Source organism: Promicromonospora kroppenstedtii DSM 19349, assembly GCF_000515355.1.
Lineage (GTDB): Bacteria > Actinomycetota > Actinomycetes > Actinomycetales > Cellulomonadaceae > Promicromonospora > Promicromonospora kroppenstedtii.
Map to the genome: position 1 here is coordinate 9,480 of NZ_KI911762.1, position 12,748 is coordinate 22,227.

The 12,748-nt window shown below is 70.8% G+C and carries 11 protein-coding genes; 3 read left to right on the plus strand and 8 right to left on the minus strand.

The genetic code is table 11. The features are described from left to right. Window positions 1-61: 61 nt before the first annotated feature. The 4 genes from PROKR_RS28905 to PROKR_RS28920 are packed head-to-tail and all read right to left on the minus strand — an operon-like array spanning window position 62 to window position 4,217. Entirely contained in the window at window positions 62-826 is a 765-nt protein-coding gene (locus PROKR_RS28905; protein WP_036970995.1) for an ABC transporter ATP-binding protein, read from the minus strand. Next, window positions 823-1,836 (minus strand): ABC transporter ATP-binding protein, encoded by a 1,014-nt coding sequence (locus PROKR_RS28910; protein WP_036970998.1) that lies wholly within the window; start codon window positions 1,834-1,836, stop codon window positions 823-825. Before PROKR_RS28910 ends, PROKR_RS28905 begins: the two co-directional genes overlap by 4 nt. After that, a complete protein-coding gene (locus tag PROKR_RS28915; protein WP_020017418.1) occupies window positions 1,826-2,815 on the minus strand; it encodes a branched-chain amino acid ABC transporter permease in 990 nt (329 codons plus the stop codon). The genes PROKR_RS28910 and PROKR_RS28915 overlap by 11 nt, the downstream gene beginning before the upstream one ends. 13 nt (window positions 2,816-2,828) lie before the next feature. Beyond that, window positions 2,829-4,217, minus strand: coding sequence for an ABC transporter permease subunit (locus tag PROKR_RS28920; RefSeq protein WP_245606015.1), 1,389 nt, complete (start codon window positions 4,215-4,217; stop codon window positions 2,829-2,831). Window positions 4,218-4,596: 379 nt separating this feature from the next. On the opposite strand from PROKR_RS28920, the gene PROKR_RS28925 reads away from it, so the two are divergent. Beyond that, window positions 4,597-6,849, plus strand: a complete 2,253-nt coding sequence (locus PROKR_RS28925; protein WP_036971004.1) for a S9 family peptidase — start codon at window positions 4,597-4,599, stop codon at window positions 6,847-6,849. Between the two features lie 111 nt (window positions 6,850-6,960). Here the strand turns inward: PROKR_RS28925 and PROKR_RS28930 are convergent, their stop codons facing one another. The 3 genes from PROKR_RS28930 to PROKR_RS28940 all read right to left on the minus strand — a co-directional run bounded on the left by PROKR_RS28930 (window position 6,961) and on the right by PROKR_RS28940 (window position 9,754). Next, complete coding sequence (locus PROKR_RS28930) at window positions 6,961-8,229, minus strand: glycoside hydrolase family 3 N-terminal domain-containing protein (RefSeq protein WP_051433487.1); 1,269 nt, start codon at window positions 8,227-8,229, stop codon at window positions 6,961-6,963. 60 nt (window positions 8,230-8,289) lie between these two features. Next, on the minus strand, window positions 8,290-9,429 hold the full coding sequence (locus tag PROKR_RS28935; protein WP_036971006.1) for a threonine aldolase family protein: 1,140 nt from the start codon (window positions 9,427-9,429) through the stop codon (window positions 8,290-8,292). 121 nt (window positions 9,430-9,550) lie between these two features. Further along, entirely contained in the window at window positions 9,551-9,754 is a 204-nt protein-coding gene (locus tag PROKR_RS28940; RefSeq protein WP_036971009.1) for a cold-shock protein, read from the minus strand. A gap of 337 nt (window positions 9,755-10,091) precedes the next feature. Between PROKR_RS28940 and PROKR_RS28945 the strand changes: the two genes are divergently transcribed. Together PROKR_RS28945 and PROKR_RS28950 are read left to right on the plus strand one after the other, a co-directional pair. Then, window positions 10,092-11,369 carry an ABC transporter substrate-binding protein gene (locus tag PROKR_RS28945; RefSeq protein WP_036971012.1) on the plus strand — a complete coding sequence of 426 codons (1,278 nt, stop codon included), beginning with the start codon at window positions 10,092-10,094 and terminating at the stop codon, window positions 11,367-11,369. A gap of 161 nt (window positions 11,370-11,530) precedes the next feature. Further along, the gene (locus PROKR_RS28950; protein ID WP_036971014.1) at window positions 11,531-12,280 is read left to right on the plus strand and encodes a hypothetical protein; all 750 of its coding nucleotides are present in this window, start codon (window positions 11,531-11,533) and stop codon (window positions 12,278-12,280) included. A 79-nt stretch (window positions 12,281-12,359) separates the two neighbouring features. Here PROKR_RS28950 and PROKR_RS28955 read toward each other — a convergent pair. Next, on the minus strand, window positions 12,360-12,748 hold a 389-nt coding region (locus PROKR_RS28955), incomplete at its 5' end, for a C-terminal helicase domain-containing protein (protein WP_036971017.1).

The following is a 12,748-nucleotide window of genomic DNA, read 5'->3' on the forward strand; positions in this document are numbered from 1 at the left end:
CGTGCAGGTCACTGGAGTGACCTGCACGCCCGACACCTCAGGGGCTTCTTGCGTTCCCGGGTCAGGACGCCTTGTCGACGTCCTCCGCCAGGGTGCCCAGGTACAGCGAGATCACCTTCGGGTCGGACTGGAGCTCCTTGCCCGTCCCCGTGTACGCGTCCTTGCCCTGGTCGAGCACGTAGCCGCGGTCGCAGATCTGCAGGCAGCGCCGGGCGTTCTGCTCGACCATGACCACGGACACGCCCGCCTTGTTGATCATCCGGGTGCGCAGGAACGTCTCGTCCTGCCGCACCGGCGACAGGCCGGCCGACGGCTCGTCGAGCAGCAGCACCGACGGGTTCATCATCAGGGCGCGGGCCATGGCGACCATCTGCCGCTCACCACCCGACATGGCGCCCGCACGCTGCGCGCGCCGCTCCCCGAGGGTGGGGAACAGGTCGGTGATGAACTCGAACCGCTCCGCGAACGCCTTGGGCCGCAGGTACACGCCCATCCGCATGTTCTCCTCGACGGTGAGCGAGGGGAACACGTTGTTGTTCTGCGGCACGAACCCCACGCCCTGTGACACGAGGGTGTTCGCCTTCTGGTTCGTGATGTTCTCGCCGCCCAGGGTCACGTTGCCGGAGCGCACGTGCACCAGGCCGAACAGGGACTTCAGCAGCGTCGACTTGCCGGCGCCGTTGGGGCCGATGATGCCCACGAGCTCGCCCTTGGCGACCTCGAGGTTGCACCCGTTCAGGATGTTCACGCCGGGCAGGTAGCCCGCGACGATGTCGGTCGCCTTGAGCAGGATCTCCCGCTTCTCGGTCTTGGCCGCGTCGGTCATCGCTTCTCCTCCTCGGCCTCGAGCCGGGCCAGCACTGCGGGGTCGAGCAGCGAGTCGTCCCCGAGGTCGGTGTCGTGGTGCGCGCCGAGGTAGGCGTCGACGACGGCCTGGTCCTGCATGACGGACTTCGGCGGTCCCTCGGCCACGATCTTGCCCTCGGCCATCACCACGACCCAGTCGGAGATGTGCCGCACGGCGTGCATGTCGTGCTCCACGAACAGGACGGTCATGCCGTCGTCGCGCAGGGCCTGGATGTGGTGCAGCAGCGACTGGACCAGGGCCGGGTTCACGCCGGCCATGGGCTCGTCGAGCATGATCATGGTCGGGTCCGTCATCAGGGCCCGCGCCATCTCCAGGAGCTTGCGCTGACCGCCGGACAGCGAGCCCGCGAAGTCGTCCTTCTTGGCGTCGAGCTTGAACCGCGCCAGGATCTCGAGCGCCTTCTCGGTGTTCTTCTTCTCCGTGCCCGCCCACAGGGGCTTGACCAGGGAGCCGAACAGGTTCTCGCCCGGGTTGCCCATGGCGGCGAGCAGCATGTTCTGCAGCACCGTCAGGCGCGAGAGCGCCTTGGTGAGCTGGAACGTGCGGACCATGCCGTTGCGAGCCACCTTGGCGGCACTGACCCCGCCCAGCGGCCTGCCCTCGAAGGCCCACGAGCCCTGGTTGGGCTTGTCGAACCCCGTCAGCAGGTTGAAGAACGTCGTCTTGCCGGCGCCGTTCGGGCCGATGAGCGCCGTGATCACGCCGCGCTGGACCTCGAGGTGCTGCACGTCGACGGCGGTCATGCCACCGAACCGGCGCTGCACGTCGTCGACGACCAGGATCGGGTCGGGCTTGCTCACGCCGACCGTGGGCTCGACCGCGGCCAGGACGTGCTCCGCCGCCTTGGCGGCCTCGGTCTCGGAGCGCTCGACGGCGTCGAGCGCCTCGACGGTGCTCTCGGGCACGTCGGTCGCCTCCGGCACGTCGGACACCTCTGTCACCTTGTTCTCCGTCGTCTCATCGGGCATCGAAGGCGAGCTCCTTCTTGTTCCCCAGGATTCCTTGTGGGCGGAAGATGACCAGCAGCATCAGGGTCACGCCGACGAGCAGACCACCGATCTGCTCGACCATCGTGGCCGACACGACGCCCTCCAGGCCCTCGCGCATGCCCGCGCGGAGCAACATGTAGACCGCATAAAAGAGCATGGACCCCAGCACCGGGCCGAACAAGGTGGCGGCGCCACCGAGCAGCAGGACGGTCCACGCGAAGAAGGTCAGCGAGCGCCCCATGGCGTCAGGTGCGACCGACCGGGGCAGCACGTACAGCATGCCCGCGAGCGAACCGCACATGCCACCGAGCACCAGCGCCTGCATCTTGTAGGAGAAGACGTTCTTGCCCAGTGCACGGACGGCGTCCTCGTCCTCGCGGATGCCCTTGAGCACGCGGCCCCAGGGGCTGCGGGTCAGCAGCCAGACGAACACGACCGCGATGAGCACCACGGCCCAGGCGAACAGGCGGGTCCACCACGAGTCGGACCCGGTGAACACGTACTCCAGCGGGCCGAACGCACCGCGCTCGGGCGGTGCGGGCAGGAACGACAGCTCCTGGAACGTCGACTTGAAGGAGCCACCCGTCAGGCCCGCCGCGCCACCCGTGTATTCCTGGAACACCGTGGCGCGGCCGAGCATTCGGATGATCTCCGCGGCCGAGATCGTCACGATCGCGAGATAGTCACCGCGGAGCTGGAGTGTCGGTGCGCCGAGGATGAGCGCGAACAGTGCGCCCGCGGCGAGCGAGATGAGCAGGGCCAGCCAGAACGGCGCGCCGGAGATGGTGGCGATGCCGAAGCCGTAGGCGCCCAGCAGCATGAAGCCTGCCTGCCCCATGTTGAGGAGGCCGGTGAACCCGAAGTGCAGGTTGAGGCCGATCGCGGCGAGCGCGATGGCGGCGGTGGTCGGAGCGATGAGCTCGGCGAGCGCCTGGGTGAGGATGCGGCTCAGTTCCATGATGGTTCTCCTTTCAGCCGATCCGCTCGGCGCGGCCGAGCAGGCCCTGCGGCCTGAACAGCAGCACGAGGATGAGGATCACGAGTGCCGAGGCGTAGCGCAGGTCGCTCGGCATTCCGGGGATGAGGGTGGACATCTCGACGACGAGGCCGATCACGAGGGAGCCGAGCAGGGCGCCGTAGGCGGTGCCCAGGCCACCGAGGGTGACGGCGGCGAACATCAGGAGCAGCAGCAGCATGCCGAGCGACCAGTTGAACGAGCCGAACGAGATGGCCAGCAGCATGCCTGCCAGGCCGGCGAAGCCCGTCGACATGATCCACACGATGCGGATGATGCGGTCCGGGTTGATGCCGGTGGCCGCGGCGAGCGCCGTGTTGTCCGAGACGGCGCGGGTGGCGCGGCCGATACGGGTCCGGGTCAGGAACCAGGCGATGAAGAAGATCACCACGACCGCGACCAGCATCGAGAGCCAGGAGGCGGTGCTGAGCGTGATGCCCGCGATCTCCAGCGGCTTCGGGTTCTGCGGCAGCACGCGGTGCGACCGGCCGCCGATGACCATCTGGATGGCGTACTGCAGCGCGAGCGAGAGACCGATGGTCACGATCATCATCTGCGTCACCGGGGTGCCGCGTCTGCGCAGCGGCGCCCAGATCGCGGCGTCCTGCGCCCAGCCGGTGGCGGCGCACGCCACGATCACCAGGATCACCGTGAGCCAGACCGGCAGGTGGAGCCAGTTGATGCCGATGAAGCCGAACATGGCGCCGAGGGTCACCTGCTCGCCGTGCGAGAAGCTCGACAGGCCGGTCGTGCCGTAGATGAGGCTGATGCCCACCGAGGCCAGGGCGAGCAGGAGGCCGAAGCGTATGCCTGAGCCGAACTGCTGCCAGATCTGCTGGAGCGAGGGCCCGCCGCCGCCGGTGGCGGCAGTTCCGGCTCCGCCGAGGCCCTCGTCACCGGCGGCCGGGCCGGACGCCGCGTCCGTGGGCTCGGTACCGCCGGTCTCGCCGGCGCCCGGCGCCGTGGTGGCGCCGTCGGTCGGTTCCGCGCTCTCCGGGGGTGTGGTGCCCAGCCGGAACGCGGCGCGCGCCGAGCTACCGGTCTGCGCGGTGACCTGCTGCTCGGTGGCGTTCGGGAAGAGGCCGTCGGGGACGGTCTCCTCGTCGAGGGTGAGCGTGTAGATGCCGACCTCCGGCACCTCCACGGACACAGGCCCCTCCTGGGTGGTGGTCACGTCTTGCTCGAACCCCGCGCCCGAGATGGTCACGCCCACGTCGGGGACAGGGTTGCTGTCCTCGTCCAGGACGATCGCGACGACACATGCGGTCGAGTCGTCGGGCGTGCAGTCGGCGGGCGCGGCGGCGGCCACCGCGGGCGCCGCGGCGATCACGGCTGGGATGGCCACGGCCGCTAGCGTGGCCAGCAGCCTCCGCGCGCCCGTCGCGAGGTTCGGTCGGTCGGCTGTCATCTGCCGGGTCCTCCGTCGGTTCTGGTGTGTGGTGCTGCGAGGTCTCGGTTCCACTCGATACCAACATGATTCAGTCCTGCTTAACCAGGCCTGCATCAAACTGATGGCATCAGCGTGCCGGAAGTGTAGCCGTGCGATGTGTCACTCGTTACACCCGTGGGTCACACCCCGGTCACGGAGTGCCAACGATCCGGGCACCGGGAGGGCGTGGAACACCCCTTCGTCCGGCGGTCCACGCGGTTAGGCTGACGCGGTGTCCGACGACGCCCAGACTCCCCCAGCGGCCGCCTCCGCGGCCGATCGACCGACCGGTTCCGTGCGGGTGCTCCCGCCGTCCGGACCGCCCAGCACCGAGCGCCGCCCTCGCGAGCGCACCTTCCACGGCGACACCTTCGTCGACGACTACGAGTGGCTCCGCGAGAAGGAGAACCCCGAGGTCGTCGCACACCTTGAGGCGCAGAACGCCTGGACCCTGGCCCGCCAGGAACACCTCGCGCCGCTGCGGCAGACCCTGTTCGACGAGATCAAGGGGCGCACCCTCGAGACCGATCTCTCGGTCCCCGCGCGCGACGGCGACTGGTGGTACTACGCCCGAACGGTCGAGGGCCAGCAGTACCCGATCCACGCCCGCTACCCGGCAGCAGGACCGGACGACTGGACGCCCCGCGTGCTCGAGCCCGGGCAGCCCGTCCCGGGCGAGCAGATCATGCTGGACCAGAACGCCGCGGCCGAGGGCCACGACTTCTTCGCCCTCGGCTCGCTCGACGTGTCCGACGACGGCACACGGCTGCTGTACGCGACCGACACCGCCGGGGACGAGCGCTACACGCTCCGCGTGCGCGACCTGACCACCGGCGAGGACCTCCCCGACGAGGTGCGTGACACCGCGCCGGGCGCCATGTTCACCCCCGACGGCGAGCACATCTTCTACCTGACCGTGGACGAGGCCTGGCGGCCGTGGCGGGTGTGGCGGCACCAGCTCGGCGCGACCGGATCTCAGGACACGCTGGTGTTCGAGGAGCCGGACGAGCGGTTCTGGGTGGGCGTGGGCCTGTCCCGCTCCAAGAAGTACCTGCAGATCGAGCTGGGCTCCAAGGTGACGAGCGAGTCGTGGCTGCTGGAGTCCGACGACCCCACGGGCGAGTTCCGCGTGGTCTGGCCCCGCCGCGAGGGCGTGGAGTACTCGGTGGAGCACGCGGTGCTGCCGCCGTCGCAGGTCGGGCCTGTCGAGGCCCCGGGCGCGACCGAGGACGTACTGCTGATCCTGCACAACCAGGACGCGCTGAACTTCGAGCTGGTCGCGTCACCGGTTCCCGCGCCCGGCGAGACGGTGGCCCCGCAGGACGCGGACGTCGTCGTGCCGCACGATCCGGAGGTGCGGCTGGAGGGGGTGAGCGCCAGCGAGCGCTACCTGGTGCTCTACTACCGCCGCGAGGCGATCTCGCGCTCCGCCGTGCTGTCGCTGGACGAGCCCGTCGAGACCGGCGGCGGGCCCGTCACCTGGGACTTCCAGGAGATCTCGTTCGGCCAGCCGCTGGAGTCGGTCGGCGCGGGTGTCGGCGTGTGGGAGCAGCCCAACCTCAAGGTGGGCTACACCTCGTTCGTCACCCCCTCCTCGCTCTACCTGTACGACGTCGCCTCCGGCGAGCGCACCCTGCTCAAGCAGCAGCCGGTGCTCGGCGGCTACGACGCCGACGACTACGACCAGCGCCGGGAGTGGGCCGTGGCCGAGGACGGCACGCGTGTGCCGATCTCGCTGGTCTGGCGCAAGGACAAGGTGCGGTTCGGGGTCTCGACAGGCTCGACCAGCGGGACCGGCTCGACCACCGGGGCGGCCGACGCGCCCGCCGAGCCCGCGCCGCTGCTCCTGTACGGGTACGGCGCCTACGAGTACTCGATCGACCCGTACTTCTCGGTGGCGCGCCTGAGCCTGCTCGACCGTGGCGTCGTCTTCGCCGTCGCGCACGTGCGGGGCGGCGGCGAGATGGGCCGCGCCTGGTACGACGACGGCAAGCTGGGCGCCAAGCGCAACACGTTCACCGACTTCGTGGCCTGCGGCCGGCACCTGGTCGCCACGGGCTGGACGGCGAGCGACCGCATGGTGGCCGACGGCGGCAGCGCCGGCGGGCTGCTGGTCGGCGCGGCGACCAACCTGGCGCCCGAGCTGTTCGCGGGCGTGCAGGCGGGCGTGCCCTTCGTGGACGCCCTGACCTCGATGCTCGACCCGACGCTGCCCCTGACGGTGACCGAGTGGGACGAGTGGGGCGACCCGCTGCACGACCCCGAGGTCTACGCGTACATGCGCTCGTACACCCCGTACGAGAACGTGGCCGACGACGCCTCGCGCTACCCGAAGGTGCTGGCGACGACCAGCTTCAACGACACCCGCGTGCTGTACGTCGAGCCCGCCAAGTGGGTCGCCCGGCTGCAGGCCGCCGGGGCGCCGGCGATGCTGAAGATCGAGATGTCCGCGGGGCACGGCGGGGTCTCGGGCCGGTACTCGGCGTGGGAGCAGATCGCCTTCGAGCACGCCTGGACCCTGGACGTGCTGGGCCTGGCCGACCGCTGAGCGGTGTCGCCACCACCTCTGGTCGAGCCCACCACCTCGCTGGTCGAGCCTGTCGAAACCTGGTCTCGACGGGCTCGACCAGCGAGGTGGGGCAACTCGACCGGTGGTCGGTCAGAGGCCTGACTTGGCCGCGACCACCCGGGCCGCCGCGGCGTCGACCTTCGCGGCGAACGCCGGGTCCTTGCGCGCGGCCCGGACCAGCGCGTCCACCATCGCCGGGGCGACGGACGGCTTGGCGGACGCCAGCACCAGGTCCACCCCGGCGTCGACGGCCCGGACCGCCCTCTGGCCGGCGGGCACGCCCTGCACCTGCACCGCGGCGGACAGGTCGTCGGTGATGATCACGCCGTCGAACCCGTGCTCGCGGACCAGGCTCACCACGGTGGGGCTGAACACCGCAGGCGCGTCGGGGTCGATCCGCGCGTAGATGGCGGACGACATCATGACCAGCCCGGTGCCGTCCTTGATGCCGGCGTCGAACACCGACACCGACGGGTCGTCGGGCCCGGTCACGGTGTCGGTGACGCCGGCCGTGGTGTCGGTGTTCCCCGTGACCCGGCCCAGACCCGGGAAGTGCTTGATCGACGTCTGCACGCCCGAGTCCCGCTGGCCCTCCGCGAACGCGTTGCCGTGCGTGATCACGGACTGCTCGGTGTACCCGTAGTTGCGCCCGAACACGCCGATGGGCGCGTTCGACGTCGCGCTCTGCTGCGGCACCAGGTCCAGCACGGGCGCGAGGTTGAGGTTCACGCCCGCGGCGGCCAGCTCCTGCCCCCAGACCTCCGAACGGGCGCGCAGGTCCGGCGCGGACAGGGTGGCCTGGTCGAGCGCGCTCGGCATGTCGCTGAAGCCCTTGCCGCGCAGCACCTGCACCGCGCCGCCCTCCTGATCGGTGGCCACGAACAGGGGCACCGGGGAGTCCGCCGCGGCGACGGCGGCATCCACCAGGTTCTTCACCGGCCCGCGCCCGGCCTGGGTACGGCCGTGCAGGAAGACGCCGCCGATCTTCTGGTCCCGCAGCATGTCGAACGTCGGCTGGAACGGACCCTTGACGGGCAGGCCGACCATCACGACCTGACCCACCTTCTGCTCCAGCGACCAGCCGGCCACGAGCGACAGGTCCGGCTCGCCGGGCGGGGGCTCTTGCGTGGGCGGGGCGGACGGCGTCGCGCTGGGCACGGACTGCGACGCGCTGGGCGACGGCGTTCCCCCGCCGGACGGGGACGGGCTCGGCGAGGGGCTCGGCCGTGCGCTCGACTGCACGGGTCCGGGCAGGGAGGTAGGTCCGGGCTCACCGGCCGGAGCGGAACATCCCGCGGCCAGCGTCGCGACCGTGAGAACGGTGGCGACCAGCAGGCCCGCGGGGCGAAGACGGATCATGACCACAAGTCTCACCCCGCCGCCGACCCGGCGTGCAATCGACTCGGCGGCGGGGCCGGATCAGAGCGCGGCGGCGATCGCCCGCACGAAGTCGTCGACGTCGGAGGCGGTGGTGTCCCAGGCGCACATCCAGCGCACCTCGACCCGGTCGGCGCTCTCGCCCGGCGCCCAGTCATAGAACCGGGCGTGCTCGCGCGCCCGGTCGGCGGCGGCCCTCGGCAGGGTCGCGAACACGACGTTCGCCTCGGTCGGGTACGTCACGCGGACCCCGGCCCCGGGCTCCAGCAGCCCCGCCGCCTCGATCCCGTAGCGCAGGCGCGCCGCCATCGAGTTGGAGTGCGCCGCGTTGCGCAGCCAGAGCGGCGCGCCGTCGGCGGCGGCGACCGTGCCCGAGGACGACGTCCCCGACGTCGGCATGCCCGGCTCGCCGAGCAGCGCCAGGAGCTGGGCCGACACGAAGCGAGTCTTCGAGGCGAGCTGCATCGTCGCCTTGCGCAGGTACGGCACGGCGCCGGTCAGCCCGGCAGGGTCGCCGGAACCGACGGCGTCGTCGTCGGTGAGCACGACGACGGCCTCGCCCAGCATGCCGCCGTTCTTCGCCGCGCCGAGCGACACGACGTCGACGCCCACGTCGGCGGTGATCTCCCGCAGCCCGACGCCGAGGGCCGCCGCCGCGTTCGCGAGGCGCGAGCCGTCCACGTGCACGCGCAGGCCGGACGCGTGGGCGGTGTCCGCGAGGAGCTTGAGGTCGGCCACCGAGTAGACCGTGCCGAGCTCCGTCACCTGCGTGAGGCTCAGCACCGCGGGCTGGGCGCGCTGCACGTTGCCGATGTCGCCGGCGTACCGGTCCACGGCGTCGGGCCCGATGCGGCCCGCGACGCTCGGGACGGCCAGCACCTTGAGGCTGCCCACGCGTTCGGGCGCACCGTTCTCGTCCGTGTGGATGTGCGCGACGTCGCTGGCGATCACCGCACCCCAGCGCGGGGCCGAGGCCATGAGGCTGACGACGTTCGCGCCCGTGCCGTTCAGTACCGGGAAGATGCGGGCGCGCTCGCCGAACACCTCGGTGGCGCGGTCCTGCAGGCGGGCCGAGACGGGGTCGTCGCCGTACGAGACGGCCGCGCCGTCGTTTGCCGCGGCGATGGCGGCCATGACCTCGGGGTGGACGGGAGCGTAGTTGTCGGAGGCGAAGTGCTGCACGGGCCCATTCTCCCGCCGTCCGACGCCGGACAGGCCAAGGGCCCGGCCACCTCGAAAGGTGACCGGGCCCTCGGCGTACAACCGGGCAGGCTCAGAAGCCCGCCATCTCGGCTGTCAGAGATCAGATCGGGCGGATGTTCTCCGCCTGGAGGCCCTTGGGGCCCTGCTTCACGTCGAACTCGACGCGCTGGTTCTCCTCGAGCGAGCGGTAACCGCTCGACTGGATCGCGCTGAAGTGGGCGAACACGTCCTGCCCACCGTCCTCGGGTGCGATGAACCCGAAGCCCTTCTCGGCGTTGAACCACTTGACGGTTCCGAATGCCATGTACTGCTCCTTGCAAGATGCGACGACCCCGGCCTTCGGGATCGCTGTAATCACGGTGTCGTCGTCATCTCTTGGAAGAACGATCGAGGCACTGCAACATGGCAAGCGTACCTGGCTCGGCCCAGGAAAGCCCGACCAATCTCCGTGAGGTGCGTCTGGTGGGTGGCCGGATGAACTTTCCTTGGGTCTAGGGTGATGTGGGTCACGTCCTCGTAACGATCTTGGCCGGGGTGGGGGATTCGTGACACAGGCGTCACACAAGGTGACTACTTTCAGCGACCACGACGGAGCAAAGTGCGCCGTCAGATCCACTCCCGCTTGAAGGGGAACAGCAGACATGATTCGACGTTCCACGGCTGCGCGCGGGCTCGCGCTAGCGGCAGTCCTCAGCGTGGGCTTGGCGGCCTGCTCCACCTCGGGTTCTGGCGATGGAGAGGGCGAGGGCTCTGCCGAGCCGCTCGTCGTCGGCACCATCCTCCCGATCACCGGCTCTCTTGCCTACCTCGGCCCGCCCGAGGTCGCGGGCGTCGGACTTGCGATCGACGACATCAACGCGGCCGGGGGTGTGCTCGGCAACGACGTGACCCTTGAGTCCGGTGACTCCGGCGACTCGACCGACATGAGCGTCTCGACCAACACGGCCACCGACCTCATCGGCAAGGGCGTGCAGGTCGCGATCGGCGCTGCGTCCTCGTCCGTCTCGCAGAACGTGGTCGACCAGTTCACCGAGGCCGGGGTCCTCCAGATCTCGCCCGCGAACACCGCCACCGAGCTCTCCGGCGTGAGCGACCTGTTCACCCGTACCGCCCCGCCGGACACCGTCCAGGGTGCGGCGCTCGGCTCCCTCGTGCTCGACGGTGGCCACCAGAAGGTCGCCTTCCTCGTGCAGAACGAGACCTACGGCACCGGCCTGCGCGACAACGTGCAGAAGTCGATCGAGGCCGGCGGTGCCGAGGCCGTCTACGGCGGCACCGGCTCCGGCGAGGAGTTCGCCCCGGGCGAGACCAACTTCTCGTCCATCGTGACCGACGCGCTGGCCGCCAAGCCGGACGCCATCGTCATCCTCGCGTTCGAGGAGACCAAGGCGGCCGTGGCCGAGCTCGTCTCCCAGGGCTGGGACTTCGACGGCACCACGTACCTGTGCGACGGCAACACCGCCGACTACTCCAAGGACTTCGACCCGGGGACGCTCAAGGGCGTCGTCGGCACCATCCCCGGCGCCGACCCCGCGCAGGAGTTCAAGGACGAGGCGAGCGCCTGGTACGAGGAGAGCGAGGGCTCGCCGCTGACCGACTACGCCTACGCCGCTGAGTCGTACGACGCCGTCATCCTCGCCGCGCTCGCCGCGGTGAAGGCGGAGTCGACCTCCGGCACCGACATCGCCGCGGCGATCCGCTCCGTGTCCGGCGCGGACGGTGGCACCGAGGTGACCACCTTCGAGGAGGGCGTCACGGCGCTCGAGGCCGGCGACGACATCCACTACAAGGGTGTCTCCGGCATCGGCCCGATCAACGAGGACAACGACCCGTCGTCCGCGTTCATCGGTGTCTACAACTACGCCGACGACAACACGCTCGTGTTCGACCGTGCGATCGAGGGCAAGGTCGAGGGCTGACGCTCCCGGCTGACATGACGAAGGCCCGGTCACCTCGGTGACCGGGCCTTCGTCATGTCCTGTTCGTGGCACGGAGGGACGATGTGCGGGAACCCGGGGCGGCGGCGCGCCGTTGACCGGGGTGGACCGTCAGGACCGAACCTCACGAAGGACTGAGATCAATGGGCTTCCTCGACCGACTGCTCGGCCGCGAGCCGCGCGAGCAGACACCCGGCATGTACCAGGGTGGCGGCACGCCGCGGCCGCAGTACCAGCAGGCACCGGGCCAGAACCCGGCCTACGGCACTGCCCCCGTCTACGGGTCCGCGGCGAGCACGGGCCGCAGCGAGGACGAGGTGGCGATCGAGCGCTACAGGTACCTGCTGCGCACCGCGCCGCCGGACCGGGTGGAGGAGGCGCACGCGGAGGCGTTCGCCCAGCTCACGCCCGAGCAGCGCAACCAGGTCCTGGCCCAGCTCAGCGAGACCGTGCCGCCCAACGAGCGCGCGACGTCGGACGACCCGCGCGACCTGGCCCGCATGGCCACCCGCGCCGAGATGCGCAACCCCGGCACGCTGGAGCGTAACTTCGGGGCGAGCCGCGGCCCGGGCTTCGGCTCGATGCTGGGCGCGAGCATGCTCGGCACCATCGGCGGCATGGTCATCGGCTCGGCCGTGGCGGACATGATGTTCGGCAGCTCGTTCGGCGATCCGGGCCAGGACTTCGCCGGTGACGAGGGCGGCGGCGAGGCCGGTGCCGAGGAGTCGGGCGGCGAGGAGGCCGGTGCCGAGCCCGTGGAGGCTTCCGGCGCCGAGGGCGGCGACGCCGGAGCGGATGCCGGGGACGGCGGCGGTGGCTTCTTCGGCGACATGTTCGGTGGCGGCGACGGTGGTGGCGACTTCGGCGGCGACTTCGGGGGCGGCGAGTTCTAGCCCCTCGCGCCGAGCAGAACCGTGGCGAGATGGAGCTCTGGCGGGCGCCGGAGTTCTGTCTCGCCGGAGTTCTCTCCCGTCAGGAGCCGATGAGGCGCAGGAACGCGCCGAGCTCCATGAGGTGCCGCACGCCGTCGGCCTCCAGGTCGCCGGGCAGGTAGTCGGTGAGCCGGGGCGACGAGACGATCACGGCTCGCCACTGCGCGCGTGAGACCGCCACGTTGATGCGGTTTCGCGACAGCAGGAACCCCATGCCCCGCGAGACGTTCTCGGGTGCCGAGGCCGCGAGGGTCAGGATCGCGACGGGCGCCTCCCGCCCCTGGAACATGTCGACCGTGCCGACGGGCACGCCGTCGAGACCGGCAGCGCGGAGCGCCTGGCGCACCGCGTGGACCTGCGCGTTGTACGCGGCGACCACCACGACGTCGTCCGGGCCCAGCGGGCGGGCGGGCCGGCCGTGGCCCGGGT

Bases quoted from the DNA above. Each gene is read 5' to 3' on its own strand.
- PROKR_RS28915 (WP_020017418.1), bottom strand. From the start codon at position 2,815: ATGGAACTGAGCCGCATCCTCACCCAGGCGCTCGCCGAGCTCATCGCT.
- PROKR_RS28930 (WP_051433487.1), bottom strand. From the start codon at position 8,229: ATGATCCGTCTTCGCCCCGCGGGCCTGCTGGTCGCCACCGTTCTCACG.
- PROKR_RS28950 (WP_036971014.1), top strand. From the start codon at position 11,531: ATGGGCTTCCTCGACCGACTGCTCGGCCGCGAGCCGCGCGAGCAGACA.
- PROKR_RS28945 (WP_036971012.1), top strand. From the start codon at position 10,092: ATGATTCGACGTTCCACGGCTGCGCGCGGGCTCGCGCTAGCGGCAGTC.
- PROKR_RS28910 (WP_036970998.1), bottom strand. From the start codon at position 1,836: ATGCCCGATGAGACGACGGAGAACAAGGTGACAGAGGTGTCCGACGTG.
- PROKR_RS28940 (WP_036971009.1), bottom strand. From the start codon at position 9,754: ATGGCATTCGGAACCGTCAAGTGGTTCAACGCCGAGAAGGGCTTCGGG.
- PROKR_RS28905 (WP_036970995.1), bottom strand. From the start codon at position 826: ATGACCGACGCGGCCAAGACCGAGAAGCGGGAGATCCTGCTCAAGGCG.